This window comes from Massilia sp. 01N410 (assembly GCF_056399665.1).
This window is the reverse complement of record NZ_JBFTRV010000021.1, coordinates 47,382-64,853: the sequence shown is the minus strand read 5'-3', so window position 1 is coordinate 64,853 and position 17,472 is coordinate 47,382. Positions and strand designations below refer to the sequence as shown.

Annotated in this window: 17 protein-coding genes and 1 tRNA gene; 14 read left to right on the top strand and 4 right to left on the bottom strand. The window is 68.4% G+C overall.

Annotated elements, in window-relative coordinates; translation table 11 throughout:
* Window positions 1–82 precede the first annotated feature (82 nt).
* Window positions 83–997 (top strand): LysR family transcriptional regulator, encoded by a 915-nt coding sequence (locus AC1DOP_RS22820; RefSeq protein ID WP_441933261.1) that lies wholly within the window; start codon window positions 83–85, stop codon window positions 995–997.
* A 29-nt stretch (window positions 998–1,026) separates the two neighbouring features.
* Here the strand turns inward: AC1DOP_RS22820 and AC1DOP_RS22815 are convergent, their stop codons facing one another.
* Window positions 1,027–1,956 (bottom strand): LysR family transcriptional regulator, encoded by a 930-nt coding sequence (locus tag AC1DOP_RS22815; RefSeq protein ID WP_441933259.1) that lies wholly within the window; start codon window positions 1,954–1,956, stop codon window positions 1,027–1,029.
* 90 nt (window positions 1,957–2,046) lie between these two features.
* Between AC1DOP_RS22815 and AC1DOP_RS22810 the strand changes: the two genes are divergently transcribed.
* The 6 genes from AC1DOP_RS22810 to AC1DOP_RS22785 all read left to right on the top strand — a co-directional run bounded on the left by AC1DOP_RS22810 (window position 2,047) and on the right by AC1DOP_RS22785 (window position 8,550).
* Window positions 2,047–2,811, top strand: a complete 765-nt coding sequence (locus AC1DOP_RS22810) for an SDR family oxidoreductase (RefSeq protein ID WP_477253523.1) — start codon at window positions 2,047–2,049, stop codon at window positions 2,809–2,811.
* A gap of 14 nt (window positions 2,812–2,825) precedes the next feature.
* On the top strand, window positions 2,826–3,296 hold the full coding sequence (locus AC1DOP_RS22805) for a lipocalin-like domain-containing protein (RefSeq protein ID WP_441933255.1): 471 nt from the start codon (window positions 2,826–2,828) through the stop codon (window positions 3,294–3,296).
* A gap of 1 nt (window position 3,297) precedes the next feature.
* Window positions 3,298–4,527, top strand: a complete 1,230-nt coding sequence (locus tag AC1DOP_RS22800) for an L-lactate MFS transporter (RefSeq protein WP_477253521.1) — start codon at window positions 3,298–3,300, stop codon at window positions 4,525–4,527.
* Between the two features lie 47 nt (window positions 4,528–4,574).
* Window positions 4,575–5,867, top strand: coding sequence for an NAD(P)/FAD-dependent oxidoreductase (locus AC1DOP_RS22795; RefSeq protein ID WP_441933251.1), 1,293 nt, complete (start codon window positions 4,575–4,577; stop codon window positions 5,865–5,867).
* A 3-nt stretch (window positions 5,868–5,870) separates the two neighbouring features.
* Window positions 5,871–7,199, top strand: coding sequence for a carbohydrate porin (locus tag AC1DOP_RS22790; protein ID WP_477253518.1), 1,329 nt, complete (start codon window positions 5,871–5,873; stop codon window positions 7,197–7,199).
* A 61-nt stretch (window positions 7,200–7,260) separates the two neighbouring features.
* Window positions 7,261–8,550 (top strand): amidohydrolase, encoded by a 1,290-nt coding sequence (locus AC1DOP_RS22785; protein ID WP_477253516.1) that lies wholly within the window; start codon window positions 7,261–7,263, stop codon window positions 8,548–8,550.
* A gap of 2 nt (window positions 8,551–8,552) precedes the next feature.
* Here AC1DOP_RS22785 and AC1DOP_RS22780 read toward each other — a convergent pair whose 3' ends face one another.
* Window positions 8,553–9,452, bottom strand: coding sequence for a LysR family transcriptional regulator (locus AC1DOP_RS22780; protein ID WP_441933245.1), 900 nt, complete (start codon window positions 9,450–9,452; stop codon window positions 8,553–8,555).
* 106 nt (window positions 9,453–9,558) lie between these two features.
* Between AC1DOP_RS22780 and AC1DOP_RS22775 the strand changes: the two genes are divergently transcribed.
* The 6 genes from AC1DOP_RS22775 to AC1DOP_RS22750 all read left to right on the top strand — a co-directional run bounded on the left by AC1DOP_RS22775 (window position 9,559) and on the right by AC1DOP_RS22750 (window position 15,568).
* Complete coding sequence (locus tag AC1DOP_RS22775; RefSeq protein WP_441933243.1) at window positions 9,559–10,203, top strand: trimeric intracellular cation channel family protein; 645 nt, start codon at window positions 9,559–9,561, stop codon at window positions 10,201–10,203.
* 3 nt (window positions 10,204–10,206) lie between these two features.
* Complete coding sequence (locus tag AC1DOP_RS22770) at window positions 10,207–11,913, top strand: peptidoglycan D,D-transpeptidase FtsI family protein (protein ID WP_477253513.1); 1,707 nt, start codon at window positions 10,207–10,209, stop codon at window positions 11,911–11,913.
* Between the two features lie 121 nt (window positions 11,914–12,034).
* A complete protein-coding gene (locus tag AC1DOP_RS22765) occupies window positions 12,035–13,015 on the top strand; it encodes a sensor domain-containing diguanylate cyclase (protein ID WP_441933239.1) in 981 nt (326 codons plus the stop codon).
* A 55-nt stretch (window positions 13,016–13,070) separates the two neighbouring features.
* Window positions 13,071–13,970 carry a LysR family transcriptional regulator gene (locus tag AC1DOP_RS22760; protein ID WP_441933883.1) on the top strand — a complete coding sequence of 300 codons (900 nt, stop codon included), beginning with the start codon at window positions 13,071–13,073 and terminating at the stop codon, window positions 13,968–13,970.
* A 105-nt stretch (window positions 13,971–14,075) separates the two neighbouring features.
* Window positions 14,076–14,861 (top strand): dioxygenase family protein, encoded by a 786-nt coding sequence (locus tag AC1DOP_RS22755; protein WP_477253511.1) that lies wholly within the window; start codon window positions 14,076–14,078, stop codon window positions 14,859–14,861.
* Between the two features lie 20 nt (window positions 14,862–14,881).
* On the top strand, window positions 14,882–15,568 hold the full coding sequence (locus AC1DOP_RS22750; protein WP_477253509.1) for an alpha/beta hydrolase: 687 nt from the start codon (window positions 14,882–14,884) through the stop codon (window positions 15,566–15,568).
* Window positions 15,569–15,575: 7 nt separating this feature from the next.
* Here the strand turns inward: AC1DOP_RS22750 and AC1DOP_RS22745 are convergent.
* Together AC1DOP_RS22745 and AC1DOP_RS22740 are read right to left on the bottom strand one after the other, a co-directional pair.
* Window positions 15,576–15,660, bottom strand: a tRNA-Leu gene (locus tag AC1DOP_RS22745).
* A gap of 73 nt (window positions 15,661–15,733) precedes the next feature.
* Entirely contained in the window at window positions 15,734–16,537 is an 804-nt protein-coding gene (locus tag AC1DOP_RS22740) for a CPBP family intramembrane glutamic endopeptidase (protein WP_441933233.1), read from the bottom strand.
* A 124-nt stretch (window positions 16,538–16,661) separates the two neighbouring features.
* Here AC1DOP_RS22740 and AC1DOP_RS22735 point away from each other — a divergent pair, with 124 nt between their 5' ends.
* On the top strand, window positions 16,662–17,447 hold the full coding sequence (locus AC1DOP_RS22735) for a hypothetical protein (protein ID WP_441933231.1): 786 nt from the start codon (window positions 16,662–16,664) through the stop codon (window positions 17,445–17,447).
* Window positions 17,448–17,472 lie beyond the last annotated feature (25 nt).

The window sequence follows — 17,472 nt, the reverse complement described above, 5'->3', positions numbered from 1 at the left end:
TGAGGTGATGACACGATATTCCTGCGAATAATGGCCGTCCAACACCGTTTTGGTATCCCTTTAATACCTGTAAGGTATGGTTATGGAATTGCGACACTTGCGGTATTTCGTTGCGGTGGCAGAAGAACGGAATTTCACGCGCGCGGCCGAGCGCCTGCACATCGCCCAGCCGCCGCTCAGCCGGCAGATCCAGCAGCTCGAGGAATACCTGGGCGTGGCGCTGATCGAAAAGGGTTCGCGGCCCCTGAAACTGACCGAGGCCGGACAGTTCTTCCTGGCGCATGCGAAGCCGTTGCTGGACCAGGTGCGCGACCTGAAGGCGATGACCCAGCGGGTGGGCAAGCTGGAACGCACGCTGTCGGTGGGATTCGTCGCCTCGACCTTGTACGGCCTGCTGCCCGACATCATCCGCCGCTACCGCGAGCGCCATCCCGAGGTCGAGGTGACCCTGCAGGAGATGACCACGGTGGACCAGTTGAAGGCGCTGAAGGAGGGACGGATCGACGTCGGCTTCGGCCGCATCAAGAGCGAGGATCCGAGCATCCGCCGGATCCGGCTGCGTGACGAAAGGATGGTGGTGGCGCTGCCGTCCGGCCACCGGCTGGCGCAGCGCCAGGAAGGCCTGCGCCTGGTGGACCTGCTGCATGAACCGCTGCTGGTCTATCCAAAGGCGCCGCGGCCCAGCTTTGCCGACCAGGTGCTGGCAGCGTTCAGCGAGGCGAACTTGATGCCGGACCATGTGACCGAAGTGCGCGAACTGCAGATCGCGATGGGGCTGGTGGCCGCCGGCCAGGGCATCTCGATCGTGCCGGAAAGCGTGCAGGGGATGCACCACCGGAACGTGGCCTACCGCGCGATCGAGGACAAGCACGCCTTTTCGCCGGTCCTGTTCAGCGTGCGCCACATGGACCGCTCGCCGGAACTGGAAAACATGCTGGCGGCGGTGTACTCGATCTACGACGACATGGGCCTGCACTACGAGAAGGAAGGCCTCTGACGCCGGCCCGGCGATCGAGTGGGCCTGATTCAGGCCGCCACGGAAATCCCGGCCGCCCTCGCGGCAAGGCCGCGTAGCCATTCGAGCCCCGGCTCCTTGTGGTTGCGCGGATGCCAGGCCATCGCCAGCGCGAAGGGCGGCGCATCGAAGGGCAGTTCGAACATATCCAGCCGGTCCGCGTACCCGGCCAGCAGGCCGGCCGGCAGGGTCGAGACATAGTCCGATTTGTCCAGCACAGCCGGCACCATGCCGAACTGGGGCACCGACAGCGCGAGATTGCGCCGGTATCCCAGCTGTTCCAGGGTTTCATCCATATACCCGTGCAAGGGCCCGCGCAGCGGCGAGGCCACCACATGGCGCAGTCCCAGGTAGGTTTCGAAGTCGAGTGTTCCGGTGCCGCGCGGATGACCCTTGCGCTGCGCCATCACGAAGGGCTGGGTCAGCAACACACGCACCTTCGCACTTTGGGGAATCGCGCGCTGCGCGTCGATCAGGAGGTCGATCTCGCCTTGCTCCAGGAGGGTTGCGGCCGCCCCCGGCTCCGTCATGCTCATCGCGATCTGCACGCCCGGTCCGGCACTGCAGCCCAGCAGTTCGATCAGCGGAACGCCGACCAGAGTGGTGGCGTTGTCGCCGAGCGCCACCTGGAAGGTGCGCCGTGCCGTATGCGGGTCGAAGCCGGCTTCGCTGCCGAGTACCGCGCCGAGGTCGGCCAGCGCCTTGCGCAGCGGGGTCCGAAGCGCCAGCGCGCGGGCCGTGGCCGTCATCCCGCGCCCGCTCTCCGCCGGCAGCAGCAGCGGATCGCCGAACAGCTGGCGCAGCCGCGCCAGCTGGGCCGACAGCGCAGGCTGGCTGATGTGCAGCCGCGCGGCCGCGCGGGTCACGTTGGATTCGGCCAGCAGCGCGTCGAGCGATACCAGCAGGTTCAGGTCGACCGACGAGATGTCTTTGATATCCATGCTGGTTATACGTCCTATGATTTTGTTTGATTTCAATTATAGGTGACGCAGGCCTATAGTGGCTAGGTCACTCTTATATAGGACTCAGCCATGAAAACCCAACGTGTACTCGTCACCGCAGGTGCCTCCGGGATCGGCCGTGAGATCGTGCGCGCCTTTGTCGCTCAGGGCGCCGAGGTGTACGTCGTCGACCTGAACGCCGCCGGCCTCGCCGAGCTGGCGAAGGAATCCGGGCGCATCCATACCGCCGTGTGCGACATGTCCAGCCGCAGCCAGATCGAGGCCATGGTGCCGGCGGCGGCGGCGGCGCTCGGCGGCCTCGATGTGCTGGTGAACAATGCCGGCATTTCCGGTCCGACCGCGCCGGTTGAAAGCTTCGACCCCGACGCCTGGGACAGCGTGATGCAGGTGAACGTGAACGGCACTTTCAACGTCACCCGCCTGGCGATTCCCTACCTGAAGCAGTCGGATGCCGGTTCCATCATCGTGATGTCCTCGGTGGCCGGCCGCTTCGGCTACCCGAACCGCAGCGCCTACTCGGCCAGCAAATGGGCGCTGATCGGCTTCACCAAGTCGCTGTCGCGCGAACTGGGCGCCGACGGCATCCGCGTCAACGCGATCCTGCCGGGTGCCGTCGCCGGCGAGCGCATCGAAAACGTGCTGGCCGGCCGCGCCGCCATCAGCGGCCGTCCGGTGGAGGAAGAACGCCGTGCCGCCATGGCGATCCAGTCGCTGCAGCGCTTTGTCGACCCGCGCGACATCGCCGCCCTGGCCGTATTCATCAGTTCCGATGCCGGCAAGTCGATCTCGGGCCAGATGCTGCCGATCGATAACGACATCCAGACCGCAAGCTGAAAAGGAGAACCACTATGTCCACCACCACCACCACCGCCTCTCTGCGCGAGCGCCTGATCGGCGCCTGGAAGCTCGTCTCCTACGTCGAACAGCCGGTTGACGGCTCGGCGCCTTTCTACCCGTTCGGCGAAACGCCGCAGGGCATCATCATGTACACCCCGGACGGTTTCATGTCGGCCCAGCTGTGCCATGCGCAGCGCACGCCCTTCGCTTCCGGCGACTGGTTCAAGGGCACCCCCGAGGAATACGAGGCCGAGGCCAGTTCCTATATCGCCTATACCGGGCCCTTCCACGTCGACGAGGAACTGCAGTCGCTCACCCACAGCATGTTCATTTCGCTGTTCCCGAACTGGAAAGGCCAGACCCAGCCGCGCGTGGTGAAGATCGAGGGCGATTACCTGTATCTCGGCACCGCCAGCCCGATCCAGTCGCAGGGCAAGACCGTGAACTCCGCCCTGAAGTGGAAACGTGCCTCGGCCGCCTGACATGACCCAGCCTTCGATCCCGAACGGCAAGCGCTGGCTGTACCTGGCTACCGCGGTGCTGACCCTGATGTGCACCGGCTCGATCTATGCGTTCAGCGTGTTCTCCGGCCCGCTCGCCGCCGCGCGCGGCTGGAGCGTGGCCCAGGTCACGCTGGCCTTCACGGTCAACACCGCGGTATGCCCGATCCCGATGATCCTGGCCGGCAAATGGGTCGACCGCGGCTATGCCCGCGCCAGCATGATGCTGGGCGGCTGCATGTTCGGCCTGGCCTTCCTGATCATTGCATACGTGCCCAGCCTGAGTGCGCTCTACCTCGGCTACGGCGTGCTGGGCGGAGTCGGCATCTCGCTCGCCTATGCCGGCGCGCTCGGCAACGTGGCGCGCTATTTCCCGGACAAGCGCGGCCTTGCAACCGGCCTGGTCACTGCCGGCAACGGCGCCGCCGCGCTGGTCACGGCGCCGCTGGCGGCATCCCTGATCGCCTCCGGCGGCGTGCTGTCGGCCCTGCGCATCCTCGGCATCGGCTTCTTCGTGGTGGCGCTGGCATGCGGCCTGCTGACGAAGACCGCGCCGCCGGGCTTCCGGCCAGCCGGCTGGACTCCGTCGCAGTCCGGCGCCGCATCCGGCGGCCTGGACTGGCGCGAGATGCTGGCGACGCCGGTGTTCTACCTGCTGCTGGCGCTGCTGGCCTCGGGAGCGATGTCGGGCCTGATGATCGCCGCGAACGCATCGCAAATCGGCCAGAACATGTTCCACATCAGCGCCGGTGTCGCTGCCGCCTGCGTCGGCCTGTACGCCGCCAGCAACGCGCTTGGGCGCTTCTTCTGGGGCGCGGTGTCTGACCGCATCGGCGGAGCAAACACGCTGGTCTTCATCTTCGTGCTGGTCGCCGCCATGCTGGGCGTGCTGGCGGCGTCGACCTCGGTCAGCGGCTTCATCGTCGGCATGTGCGGCATCGGCCTGGCCTTCGGCGGCGTGATGGGCGTGTTCCCGTCGCTGGTGGCGGCGCGCTTCGGCCTCCGGTATTTCGGCGAGAACTACGGAATCATGTTCTGTGGCTATGCACTGGCGGCCTTCTGTGGCCCGCGCCTGGGCGCCTCGATGGCAGCCCTCAACGGCGGCGACTTCAGCAAGGCCTTCCTGGTGGCCATCGCGGTCTGCGTGGTCGGCCTCGGCCTCGCGCTGGCGCTGCGCAGCCTCGGACGCCGTCCGCGCAGCGCCGCCGCGTAGGCGGCCCGCCATTCGCCTCATCCCGCTTCATCCGAAAGAGAGTATCCATGTCACATCGTATTGTCATCGTCGGCGGCGGCGCCGGCGGGCTCGAACTCGCGACCCGCCTCGGACGCACGCTCGGCAAGCGCGGCCGGGCGGCCGTCACCCTGGTGGACGCCCAGCTGACCCATGTCTGGAAGCCCTTGTTGCATGAGGTCGCGGCGGGTTCGCTGAATGTGCCAGCGAACGAGCTGAACTACGTCGCCCAGGCCAAGTGGAACCACTTCCGGTTCCTGCATGGGCGCCTGACGGGTATCGACCGCGCACACCGCATGATCCGCCTGAGCCAGGTGCTTGACGATGGCGCCGCCGTACCCGACGCCGGGATCGCCTACGATACGCTGGTGATCGCCGTCGGCAGCGTCGCCAACGATTTCGGCACGCCCGGCGCGGCCGAGCACTGCATCTTCCTGGATACTCCCGAGCAGGCCGGGCGCTTTCACCGCCAGCTGCTAGGCCATTACCTGCGGGCCCAGACCAGCGCCGCCACGGACGCCGGGCTCGGCATCGCCATCGTCGGCGCCGGTGCGACCGGCGTCGAGCTGGCCGCCGAGCTGGCCAACGCGGCCCGGGAGCTGCCCGCCTACGGGCTGAGCGCGATTCGCCCGGAGAATGTCCGCATTACCGTGCTGGACGGGGCGAAGCGGGTGCTGCCGGGGCTAGGCGAGCGCATCGGCCAGGAGGCGCACCGGACACTCCAGAGCCTGGGGATTGCCGTCATCACGTCCGCGCGGGTCACGGAAGTCACCGCCGACGGCATCCGCACCGCCGACGGCGGCCTGGTCGAGGCGACCCTGAAGGTGTGGGCGGCGGGGATCAAGGCGCCGGCCTTCCTGCGCGGGCTGGACGGCCTGGAGACCAACCGCATCGACCAGTTGGTGGTGCGTCCGACCCTGCAGACCACCGGCGACGACGACATCTTCGCGCTCGGTGACTGCGCTGCCTGCGAGCTCGGCGACGGCAGCGGGCGCAACGTGCCCCCGCGCGCCCAGGCGGCCCACCAGCAGGCGGCGCTGTTGGCGCGCAACATCCAGGCCAGGATCGCCGGGCGCCCGCTGGCGGACTACCGCTACCGCGACTACGGTTCGCTGGTGTCGCTGTCGCGCTTCAGCGCGGTCGGTAACCTGATGGGCAACCTGATGGGCAGCATTCGCGTGGAAGGGCGGCTGGCCCGCCTGTTCTACGTTTCCTTGTACCGCATGCACCAGCTGACCCTGGGCGGCATGCTGCGCACCGCGCTGCTGATCCTGAGCGACCGGATCAGCCGCCGCACCTCGCCACGGCTGAAGCTGCACTGAACCATGAAACTGCCTGTCATTTCCCTGCTCGCACTCGCACTCGCCCAGGCCTGGGCGCATCCGGCCCGCGCGGAAGCGCCGGCGTCCGCCGTCGATACCCTGGCCGCGCACGGCGTCACCCTGCGCGCGCTGTACGTCAACGAGACGGCCGGCAATGTGTCCGGTGGCCTGGAGCGGGGCGCTGCGGTGTCCCACTACCTGCTCGGCGGCGCCGACGTCGACCTCGGCAAGGCGGCCGGCTGGCGCGGCGCGATCCTGCACGCCAACGTCATCGCGATCAAGTCGCGCGGCCTCAACGAGGACTACATCGGCGGCGGCATCGACACCCAGGAAAACTACGCGCCGTTTCCCTTCGTGCGCTTCGCCGACCTGTCGCTCGAACAGACCCTGCCGCTGGGAAAGACCGCCACCTTGCAGCTGCAGGCCGGGCTGATGGGCGCCTCGGCCTACTTCGCGCGTTCGCCCTATGCCTGCGAGTTCATGAACCACGCGTTCTGCGGCGCGATCTGGGGCCTGGGCCAGGACAGCGGCACCGCCAACGCGCCGCTCGCGACCTGGGCGGCGCGCGCGGTGGCACGTTCCGGCCATGGCTATGCCCAGGCCGGCCTGTTCATGAGCGACACCAACGTCACCAGCCCCGACGCCCACCTGTTCGACTTCAACAAGACCCGCTACACCGGCCGCAACTGGCTGTTCGAGGCCGGCCACGAGACCGGCCTGGCCGACGAGGACAAGCCGCATTATGTCCGGCTGGGCGGCTGGTACCTGCATGCGCCGCGCAACGACGTCTACTACAACGCGCAGGGGCAGTCGTATGCGCGGGAAGGCGGCGGGCACGCCGTCATGCATTACGGTTCGGGCGCCTATCTCACGGCCGGCAAGGTGATCGCCAGGACGGATCCGCACGGCAGCGCCAACCTGGCCGTGTTCGGGAGCGTGCTGCGCAGCTTCAGCGGCGGCGAGCCGATCGCCTCGGCGCTCAAGCTGGGCATCGTGCAGAGCGGCACCTTCGCGTCGCGCCCCCACGATGCTTTCATGGTCGGCGTGGCCGACACCCGCTACAGCCGCTCGCTGGGGCGCTTCCTGGCCGAGAAACGTGCGCTCCTGGGCGGCACCGGGGCTCCCGACCGCCATGAGTACACGCTCGAGGTCGGCTACCGGGCCGAGCTGATGCCGGGCGTCATGCTGACCCCCAACATCCAGTACGAGATCCATCCGACCACCCGCGGCTTCGCGACCGCGGGACGGGACATCGGCGATCCGCTGGTGCTCGGCCTCAAGCTGACCGTGGATCTCGCGCGGGTCGGCGGTTTTGTGCGCGCGCCACGCTGAATCGCCCCTGTCTATACTTGGAGCTGCGCCGGAGCTCCGGTGCGGATTCCGGGGAGTCGTCATGGAAAATCGCCTCGGGCAAGGCGCCGGCCAGGTGCTTGCCCCCCTGAAGCAAATCTTGTCGGCGCTCGAAGCGCTGTACACCGACGTCCACGCGCATCCCGAACTGTCGATGCAGGAACACCGGACCGCCGGACTGGCCGCCGAACACCTGCGCGCGGCCGGCTACGAAGTCACGGCCGGTGTCGGCGGCACCGGCGTGGTCGGGGTGCTGCGCAACGGTCCCGGCCCGACCGTGATGCTGCGCGCCGACATGGACGCGCTGCCGGTCAAGGAAATGACGGGCTTGCCGTATGCGAGCACGCTTGATGCCGTCGACCGCGAGGGCCGCACGGTGCCGGTGATGCACGCCTGCGGCCACGATATGCACGTGGCCTGGCTGGCCGGCGCCGCCAGCCTGCTGGCGCAGGGACGCGCGGCGTGGAGCGGCACGCTGGCGGCCGTGTTCCAGCCGGGCGAGGAAACCGCCGAGGGCGCGCGCGCAATGCTCGACGACGGCCTGTACAAGCATTTCCCGAAGCCCGATGTCATCCTCGGCCAGCACGTGATGGTCGCGTCGGCGGGCGAGGTCGGCGGGCGTACCGGCACCATCACCTCGGCCGCCGACAGCCTGCAGATCCGCCTGTTCGGCCGCGGCGCGCACGGTTCCATGCCGCAGGCGTCGATCGACCCGGTGGTGATGGCGGCGGCGACCGTGATGCGCCTGCAGACCATCGTCGCGCGCGAGCTGTCGCCGAACGAGGCCGCGGTCGTCACCGTCGGCTCGCTGCAGGCCGGCACCAAGGAAAACGTGATCCCGGACGAAGCCCTCATCAAGCTGAACGTGCGCAGCTACGACCCCAAGGTGCGCCAGCGTGTGCTGGACGCCATCGCGCGGATCGCCAACGCCGAGGCGGCAGCCTCTGGCGCCCCGCGGCCGCCCGAGATCACCACGCTGGACAGTTATCCGATGGGAGTCAACGACGATAGTGCGGGCGAACGCGTCGGCAACAGCTTCCGCGACTACTTCCCCGCCGCCCGCGTGCATCGGACCGGCCCCACCTCGGCCAGCGAGGATTTCGGCTCCTTCGGCCAGGCCTGGCAGGTGCCGGCCGTGTTCTGGTTCGTCGGCGGCACCGATCCGGACACCTATGCGGCGGCCAAGGCGTCAGGTGAGGTCAACAAGATCCCGAGCAATCACAGTCCCTATTTTGCGCCCGTGATCCATCCGACCCTGGAGACCGGGGTGGAAACCCTGGTGGTGGCGGCGCTGGCCTGGCTGGGGAAAGGCGTTGCCGCCGCGCCGGCGTGAGCTCAATCGCGCAGCCGCTCGGCGGCGAAGGCGCGCAATACCGCCATCACCGGCGCCTCGGTACGGCCGGCCAGGGTGACGTAGGCGAAGCGCGCATTCGCCTCGAGCCGGGGCCGCACCGGCAGTTCGACCAGCCGGCCCGACTCGATGCCTTCGCGCGCCGCCGCCGCCAGTCCCAGGAACACCGCCTGCGAGCGCTCGACGGCGCCGATCAGGCTGCCCACGTCCTCGCACTGCAGCGTCGTCATGTGTTCCGGGTCGGCCTGCGGTCCGTAGAGCTCGGCCAGCAGGCGGGCAATTTCGTCCGACAAGGGCGCCGACGCGATCGGGTAGGCCAGCGCCTGCGCCAGCGTCACGCTGGCCAGCCGGGCCAGCGGATGATCGGCGCGGCAGACGAAGCAGGTGCGCAGTTCCCCCACGATGTCGACCCGCAGGTCGGCGGACGGCGCGACGCTGCGGGCATCGACGATCAGCGCGTCGAGGCGGTTGGCGCGCAGCTGCATCAGCTGCAGTTCGGTCGGGCCGCGCGTGATGGCGACCTGGACTTTCGGATGCGCCTGCGCCATATGGCAGAGCAGGGGTGTCATCAGCATGGCGCCGGGGTTGGCGCCCATGCCGATCCGCATCGACCCGCCTTCGCCCTGCATGAACAGCTCGGCACTGCGGCGCAGCTCGCCGGCATCGCGCACCAGCCGCTCGGCGCGCGCCACCACGTCCTTGCCCAGCGGCGTCAGTTCGTTGCGCTTGCCGATCCGGTCCAACAGGGGCGCGCCGAGTTCTTCTTCGAGGGCCTGGATGCTGCGGCTCAGGGCCGATTGGGTGATGAACAGCTGTTCCGCCGCGCGGCTGAAGGAGCGCGTGCGTGCCAGGGCCAACAGGTGCTCGAGTTGCTTGATGTTCACGTTATGCAAAGAATGAATGACATTCAGAAAAATAATGCATTGGACACATGGATGCGCGAATCGTACCATGGCCGCGTTTCCTGCAGTCGCCCATAGCGGACCCTGAATGACCCTGCTTCACACGATTTACCTGGTCGCCATCGCCGCCGAAGCGGCGTCCGGGGCCCTGATGGGCATGCGGCGGCGCATGGACCTGTTCGGCCTGTGCGTGGTGGGCACCGTCACCGCCCTCGGCGGCGGCACCATCCGCGACATCATCCTCGGCCACTATCCGCTCGGCTGGGTCGCGCATCCCGAATACCTGGCCTTCACGGTCGGCGCGGCCATTGTCGCCGCCCTGCTGGCGCGCCGTATGCACAGGCTGAAGACCGCCTTCCTGTGGATGGACGCGCTCGGGCTGGTGGCGTTTACCGTGATCGGCTGCGATATCGCGGCCTCCACCGGCGCCAACCCGGTCGTCGTGATCCTGATGGGGATGACCACCGGGGTGTTCGGCGGCCTGCTGCGCGACGTCCTGTGCAACCAGGTGCCGCTGGTGCTGCGGCGCGACCTGTACGCCACCGTCTCGCTGGTGACCGGCATGCTGTACGTCGGTCTCCTGCACGGCGGCGTCGGTGCCGGGCTCGCCACCTTCAGCGCCATCGGGACCGGCTTTGCCCTGCGCCTGCTGGCGATCCGCTTCGCGCTGGCGTTGCCGGTGCTGGAAGCGGATCTCAGTTCCTTCGACGACGGGCTCGGCGAGCACCACTGAACCATGCGCCCGGTTTGCCAAGATCCGCAGGCCTGGCGTTCGCGCCTGGTGCTGTTCCTGATGTTCGCGGCATTCGCCGTGCTGGCCGGGCGCGCGGTCTGGTTGCAGCTGGTTTCCGACGAGTTCCTGCGCCAGCAGGGCGCGGCGCGGCAGGTGCGCACGCAGGAGCTGGCGGCCAGTCGCGGACGCATCCTCGACCGCAATGGCCATGTGCTTGCGATGTCGCTGCCGGTCAAGGCGGTATGGGCGGTGCCCGACGAGGTGCGCGGCGCCGCTCCGCAGCAATTGGACGCGTTGGCGCGGCTGCTCGGCCTGGGCCGGGTGGAGCTGGACGCGAAGCTCGCTTCGCCGCGCAGCCTGGTCTACCTGAAGCGTCAGGTGGAGCAGGATAGCGCCGAGCGCATCCTGCGACTGGGCATCCGCGGCATCGAGACGCGCGGGGAATACAAGCGCTACTACCCCTGCGGCGAGCTGACCGCCCACGTGGTGGGCTTCACCAGCATCGAGGACGCCGGGCAGGAAGGCATGGAACTGGCCCACCAGGCCAGCCTGGCCGGCGCCGCCGGCAGCCGCCGGGTGCTCAAGGACCGCCTCGGCCACCTGCTCGAGGACATGGGCACGACGCGCCCGGCACGCGACGGCAAGGACCTGACGCTGTCGATCGACCGCAATATCCAGCACATCGCGCAGTCGCACCTGAAGGCGGCGCTGGAAAAGCACCAGGCCCGGGCCGGCGGCATCGTGGTGCTCGACGTGCGCACCGGCGAGGTGCTGGCGCTGGCCAACCTGCCGAACTACGACCCCAACGACCGCGGCCGCCTGACCGGCGCCCAGCTACGCAACCGGGTGCTGACCGACACCTTCGAGCCGGGATCGGTGATGAAGCCCTTCACCATCGCCCAGGCCCTCGAGAGCGGCCTGGCGACGCCGGACACCATCGTCGAGACCGCGCCGGGCAGCCTGTCGATCGGCCGGGCGACGATCCACGACGCCAGCCGCCACGGCGCCCTGACAGTGGCGGAAGTGCTGCAGAAATCCTCCAACGTGGGCACCGCCAAGCTGGCGCTGCGGATGGCGCCGCGCGAGATGTGGGCGCTGCTCACCAGGGCCGGCTTCGGCCAGGCGCCGGCGCTCGGCTTCCCCGGCAGCGCGGCGGGAAGGCTGCGGCCTTACGCCGCCTGGAAGCCGATCGAGCAGGCCACGATCAGCTACGGCCACGGGGTCTCGACTTCGCTGATGCAGATGGCGCAGTCCTACCTGATGTTCGCGCGCGACGGCGACGTGGTCCCGGTGACGCTGCTGAAGGCGGACGCCGCGCCGCCCGCCCAGCCGGTGATCTCGGGCGCGACCGCGAACGCCGTGCGCGACATGATGGAGCGCGCCGCCGGACCCGGGGGCACCGCGCCGCGCGCCCGGATTCCGGGCTATCGCGTGGCCGGCAAGACCAGCACCGCCCACAAGGCGGTCGGCGGCCGTTATACGAATACCTATGTCGCCGCCTTCGTCGGCTTCGCGCCGGCGTCGGCGCCGCGCGTGATCGTTGCGGTCATGATCGACGAGCCCTCGGCCGGCGGCCACTATGGCGGCACGGTGGCGGCGCCGGTATTCGCGGCGGTCGCGCAGGACACGCTGCGGGCGCTCAACGTGGCCCCCGATGCGCCGGTCAACGACATTCTCGCTCCCCTCGAGGCGGGCGACGAAGAGTCCTGAGCGCGGCGCCCGCCGCGGACGCCGGACAACAGATCCCGCCGATCGGCGGTCTTTTGTTGACGGGACGCCTCCGTTCATACTACATTGCCTTCCCTCCCGCAATTGCCGCATGGAAAGCAATATGAGCAAGGAAGTACCGAACCGGCAGGTGCCGCCTTCGCCGGAAGACGGCATCCATGACTTCGCCGCCGCCTTGCTGGTGCAGCTGGTCGTTCCGGCGTTCGTGCTCGACGCGCAGGGGCGGGTGGCGATCTGGAACCATGCCTGCGAGCGCCTGACCGGCATTCCGGCGGCCGAGATGGTGGGGACGGCCAATCACTCGCTGGGCTTCTACCATGCGGCGCGGCCGACGCTGGCGGACCTGATCCTGAACGGCCGCATCGAGGACGCAAAGACCCTGTACCGGGTCTATGACGACGGCCAGCAGCGGGGCACCGTGAGCGGAGCGGGGTGGTGCGACATGCCGCGCACCGGCGAGCGGCGCTTCCTGGTGATGGATGCCGGCCCGGTCTACAGCAGTTCAGGACAGCTGTTCGGGGTGCTCGAGACCTGGCGCGACATGACGGTGCAGAAGGAAGCGCAGCTGGCGCTGGAACGCCTGGTGATGCGCGACGGACTGACGGGCATCGCGAACCGCCGCTGCTTCGACGAGACCCTGCACAGGGAATGGGAGCAGGCGCGCCGGAACGGCCATCCCCTGTCCCTGCTGCTGCTCGACGTCGATCACTTCAAGCATTACAACGACAGCTACGGTCATCCGGCGGGCGACGAATGCCTGCAGCGGGTGGCCGCGATCGTGGCGAAACAGGTCCGGGTCTACGATCTGGCGGCCCGCTACGGCGGCGAAGAGTTCGCGGTTATCCTGCCGCAGCAATCCCTGGCCGGCGCCGCTGCCGTCGCCGAGCGGATCCGCGCCGCCGTCGAGCAGAGCGCGCCACCCGACCCGGCGCAGGCCGGCGGCAAGGCCACCGTCAGTATCGGTGCGGCCACCTTCGCCGGCAACGAGCCGTCTTCGCCGGAGGCACTGCTGGCCCAGGTCGATGCCGCCCTCTACCGGGCCAAGCGCGAAGGCCGTAATCGCGTCGTGCTCCACGGTTCTTGAGGCATGTCGGGATAATCGTCGTAGAATCGGCCAAATTGTTTCACTTGCCGAGATGATGGACAAATTCCAGGAAATGAAGGTGTTCTCGGCCGTGGTCGAGGCCGGGAGCTTCACCGGTGCTGCGCACGCGCTGGCGATGTCGAAGGCGGCGGTGTCGCGTTACGTGGCCGAGCTCGAGCAAAGGCTGGGCGTGCGCCTGCTGCACCGGACCACGCGCAGGCTGTCGCCGACGGCGGAAGGCGAGGTCTTCCACGCCCGCTGCCGCGAGCTGCTGGAAAACCTCGACGAAGCCGAGGCCGAGATCACTTCGCGCAGCGGCGAGGCGAGCGGGCTGCTCAAGGCAAACGTTCCGGTCAGCTTCGGCCTCATGCACCTGGCGCCCCTGTGGCCGGCGCTGATGGCGCGCCACCCGGGCCTGGCGCTCGACGTCACGCTGTCCGACCGGGTGGCCGACCTGGTCGACGAAGGTATCGACCTCGCGGTGCGCATCGGGCAGTTGCCGGCATCCTCGCTGGTCGGCCGCAAGCTGGCGTCGACGCGGCTGGTCCTGTGCGCCTCGCCCGCCTATCTGCAGGCGCGCGGCGAACCCACGCGCCCGGACCAGCTGCCGGCGCACGACGTGATCTCGTACAGCCTGTTCTCGGCGGGCGAGCACTGGCGCTTTGCCGGACCCGCCGGCGAGGTGACGGTGAAGGTGTCGCCGCGCATGCGGACCAATAGCGGCGACACCTGCCGCGCCGCCGCGCTGCAGGCCCAGGGCATCATCCTCCAGCCCAGCTTCCTGGTCGGGGCCGACCTGGCGGAGGGCCGGCTGAAGGAGATCATGCCGGACTACCGCGCGGACACGCTCGGCATCTACGCGGTCTACCCGTCCAGGAAATTCCTGGCGCCGAAGGTGAGAGTGGCGATCGATTTCCTCTCCGAGGTGTTTGCCGCGCCGGTCTGGGGCGATTAAATTGGCAATTGTTCCACTTTCAGGAACAGTATTGTGAGCTTTGACCCGTTTATTCCAGCGATCGGGAAGATTACACTGGAGGCTGTTGATCGAACGAGGTAAGACATGAACAGGCTTCCCACACTATTCGTTTCCCATGGCTCGCCCATGCTGGCGCTGCAGGACAGTCCCGCGCGCCGCTTCCTGCAGGAGCTCGGCAAGTCCCTGCCGCGGCCGCGGGCCATCGTGGTCGTCTCCGCGCACTGGGAGACCGCCAACAGCCCGGCGGTGAGCCTGGCGCCGCAGCCCGAGACCATCCACGACTTCGGCGGCTTTCCGCGCGCCCTGTTCGAGATGCGTTATCCGGCCCCGGGCGCGCCCGAGGCCGCCGAGCGCGCCGCCGCGCTGCTCGAGGCGGCCGGCATTCCCGTCGGCCGCAGCATGCAGCGCGGCCTCGACCACGGCGCCTGGGTGCCGCTGCGCCTGATGTATCCGGACGCGGACATTCCCGTTGCCCAGCTGTCGGTGGTGCGCGGCGCCAGCCCCGCGGTGCACGAGCAGATCGGGCGCGCGCTGGCCGCGCTGCGTGACGAGGGCGTGCTGGTGCTGGCCTCCGGCTCGCTGACCCACAATCTGTACGAGTTCCGCGGCCAGCATCTGGACGCCCCGGTGCCGCACTGGGTGGCGGAGTTCGAGGCCTGGATGAAGGCGCGCCTGGAGGACGACGACCGGGCCGCGCTGCTGGATTACCGCCGCGCCGCGCCCTTCGCCGCCGAAAACCATCCGACCGACGAGCACCTGCTGCCGCTGTACGTGGCGATGGGCGCGGCGGGACCCGGCGCCAGGGCCAGGCAGATCCACGCCAGCTACGAGCATGGGATACTCGCCATGGACGCCTACGCTTTCGAATGAAGAGAATGAAAAGGAACGATATGTCCGACACGCTGGCTGAACTTCTCACGGACCCGGTGTCCGGGCTCGCCTACCGCATCCGCCCGCCGCAAGCGGGGCAGGGCGCCGCTCCCTGCCTGCTGCTCCTGCACGGCGTCGGCGCCAACGAGTCGGGATTCGTCGAGATGGCGCGCCGGCTCGATCCGCGCATGGCCGTGATCCTGCTGCGCGGCCCGCTGGTGTTCGCGCCCGGCCGCTTCGGCTGGTTCCAGGTGAAGTTCACGCCCACCGGACCGGCCATCGACCCCGACCAGGCCGAGGAGTCGAGGCTCAAGCTGCTGCGGTTCATCGGCGAGCTGCCGGTGGCGCATGGCGTCGACCCGCAAAAGACCTGGATCGCCGGCTTCAGCCAGGGCGGCATCATGAGCGCCAGTGTCGGGCTGACGGCGCCGCGCAGCGTGGCCGGTTTCGGCCTGCTCAGCGGCCGCATCCTGCCCGAGATCCTGCCGCTGGTGGACCGCAGCGATCCGCGGCTGGGCAGGCTGCAGGCTTTCGTCAGCCACGGCGTGGGCGACCAGACCCTCGGCATCCATTTCGCCCACAAGGCGCGTGCGCTGCTGGAGGAGTTGGGGGTGCCGCTGGAATACCGCGAGTATGCGGCCGGCCACGTGCTCGACGGCGACATGGTTGGCGACTTCCAGCGATGGTTGGGAGAGCGGATCGGCTAGATCCTGATGGTGCCGGTGACCGGAATCGAACCGGTACGGGTTGCCCCGGCGGATTTTAAGTCCGCTACGTCTACCAATTTCGTCACACCGGCGTAGTGTGAATAGCCCTTGCAGGCGGGCGCCGAATTCTAGCACAGCCGCTCCCGCCGCGGGGGCGATTCGAAGTCAAACAGGCAAGATCGTCGAACCCGGGCGCGGGCGGCGGCCGGCGGCCAGCATGACCACGCCCAGCATCGCCAGATGCGTCAGCGAGGACAGGGCCGGCCCGAGCAGCGGATCCAGCAGCTCGATGTTCGCGACCCGGTCGCCCAGCTGGCCGGCGAAATTCCAGCCCCAGTGCAGCCCGACCGCGGCCCACAGCGAGCGGCTGTAGTACAAGGCGGCCGCATAGGCGAGGCCGAAGCAGAAGATCCGGCCCAGTTCGAGCGCGCCTTCCTGGAAGCGGTAAATATGATTCAGGGTGAACAGCAGGGCCGAGCAGACGATGAACAGGCGCCGCCGCGACAGCGCGGGCAGGGCGCGCATCAGGAAGCCGCGGGTGACGATGTCCTCGGCAATCGAGGGGATGAAGGTTTCGGGCAGCAGGGTCAGCACGGACAGCAATATCGCGCCGGCCGTCAGCCCCGGCGGGAAGGCGATGCTGTAGATGCCGGCGCCACTGCCGACGGCCAGCGCCGTGATCTTGGCCAGCAGCGCCAGCGCGAAGGCCACCACCAGCAGCAGGCCCCAACCCGGCCGCAAGCCCAGGTACCAGGCGCCCAGCCCGGGGTGGCCGAGCCAGCGGCCCACCAGCCAGGCGACCGGCAGGAAGGCGATCATCAGCGCGGCCTGGACCGGGAAGCTGTGCAGGATGTGGCCGCCCAGGCCCTCGGGCAACTGGTAGGCGGTGAACAGCAGCAGGAAGGCGAGCGCCAGCCGCCCCTTCGAGGCGGGCGCCGTATGCATGCGGTGGTCGGGCCGGGTCGTCATGGTATTTACGCTGAAAATCATTAAGCTTATGTTAATGATGCCTCGTCGTCAACGCAGTCCTTGCTTTTGAAGAAGCATGCAAGGTGGTAGCATGCGGGTCCAGTTGTTGCTGCAAGGACCAGAATTGAATATCACGATTAACGACGAACTCCGTAGCTACGTCGACCCCCTCACTCCCGCCGAACACGAAGCCCTGGAACGCAGCCTGCTTACCGAAGGATGCCGCGAGGCGCTGATCCTGTGGCGCGACGTGCTGATCGACGGCCATAACCGCTACGCCATCTGCACCCAGCACGAGATCCCGTTCCGGACTGTCCAGAACGACAATTTCGACTCGATCGAAGACGTCAAGCTGTGGATGATCGACAACCAGCTGGCGCGCCGCAGCGTCACCGATTTCCAGCGCGGCCTGATGGCCCTGCGCAAGAAGGAGATCCTGGCCGCGCGCGTGGTGCAAAAGACCGACGACGACCTGCAGACCGAAGCCGACCAGGCCGTCCCGTTCGCGCCGCCGTGGAACACGCGCCAGGAGGTGGCCCGCGCCGCGCGCGTATCGGCCAACACCATCAGCCAGATCGAGCGCATCCAGAAGACCGCGGCGCCGGAACTGGTGGACGCGGTGCGCAGCGGCGCCATCTCGATCAGCTCCGCCGCCAACGTCGCCTCGCTGCCGAAGGAAGCCCAGGTGGCGGCGGTCGCCGGCGGAAAGAAGGAACTGCAGCAGGCCGCACGCCAGGTGCGCGAGCAGAAGAGCGCCGCCAAGCCGAAGAAAGAGGCCGAGTTCGAGACGCCCGAAGACCAGATCAAGGCCCTCAAGGCCCAGGTGGCCGAGCTGAAGGACCGCGTCGCCACCCTGATCGGCGAAAACGATGTGCTGAAGCAGAAGCTGGTGCACCTCGGCGCCGCCTGAGCGCGCGGGCGATAACCATAACGAT

Coding starts and splice junctions, on each gene's coding strand:
- AC1DOP_RS22765 (WP_441933239.1), top strand. CDS start 12,035: ATGAGCAAGGAAGTACCGAACCGGCAGGTGCCGCCTTCGCCGGAAGAC.
- AC1DOP_RS22800 (WP_477253521.1), top strand. CDS start 3,298: ATGACCCAGCCTTCGATCCCGAACGGCAAGCGCTGGCTGTACCTGGCT.
- AC1DOP_RS22815 (WP_441933259.1), bottom strand. CDS start 1,956: ATGGATATCAAAGACATCTCGTCGGTCGACCTGAACCTGCTGGTATCG.
- AC1DOP_RS22790 (WP_477253518.1), top strand. CDS start 5,871: ATGAAACTGCCTGTCATTTCCCTGCTCGCACTCGCACTCGCCCAGGCC.
- AC1DOP_RS22810 (WP_477253523.1), top strand. CDS start 2,047: ATGAAAACCCAACGTGTACTCGTCACCGCAGGTGCCTCCGGGATCGGC.
- AC1DOP_RS22785 (WP_477253516.1), top strand. CDS start 7,261: ATGGAAAATCGCCTCGGGCAAGGCGCCGGCCAGGTGCTTGCCCCCCTG.
- AC1DOP_RS22760 (WP_441933883.1), top strand. CDS start 13,071: ATGGACAAATTCCAGGAAATGAAGGTGTTCTCGGCCGTGGTCGAGGCC.
- AC1DOP_RS22795 (WP_441933251.1), top strand. CDS start 4,575: ATGTCACATCGTATTGTCATCGTCGGCGGCGGCGCCGGCGGGCTCGAA.
- AC1DOP_RS22775 (WP_441933243.1), top strand. CDS start 9,559: ATGACCCTGCTTCACACGATTTACCTGGTCGCCATCGCCGCCGAAGCG.
- AC1DOP_RS22805 (WP_441933255.1), top strand. CDS start 2,826: ATGTCCACCACCACCACCACCGCCTCTCTGCGCGAGCGCCTGATCGGC.
- AC1DOP_RS22770 (WP_477253513.1), top strand. CDS start 10,207: ATGCGCCCGGTTTGCCAAGATCCGCAGGCCTGGCGTTCGCGCCTGGTG.
- AC1DOP_RS22755 (WP_477253511.1), top strand. CDS start 14,076: ATGAACAGGCTTCCCACACTATTCGTTTCCCATGGCTCGCCCATGCTG.
- AC1DOP_RS22750 (WP_477253509.1), top strand. CDS start 14,882: ATGTCCGACACGCTGGCTGAACTTCTCACGGACCCGGTGTCCGGGCTC.
- AC1DOP_RS22740 (WP_441933233.1), bottom strand. CDS start 16,537: ATGACGACCCGGCCCGACCACCGCATGCATACGGCGCCCGCCTCGAAG.
- AC1DOP_RS22820 (WP_441933261.1), top strand. CDS start 83: ATGGAATTGCGACACTTGCGGTATTTCGTTGCGGTGGCAGAAGAACGG.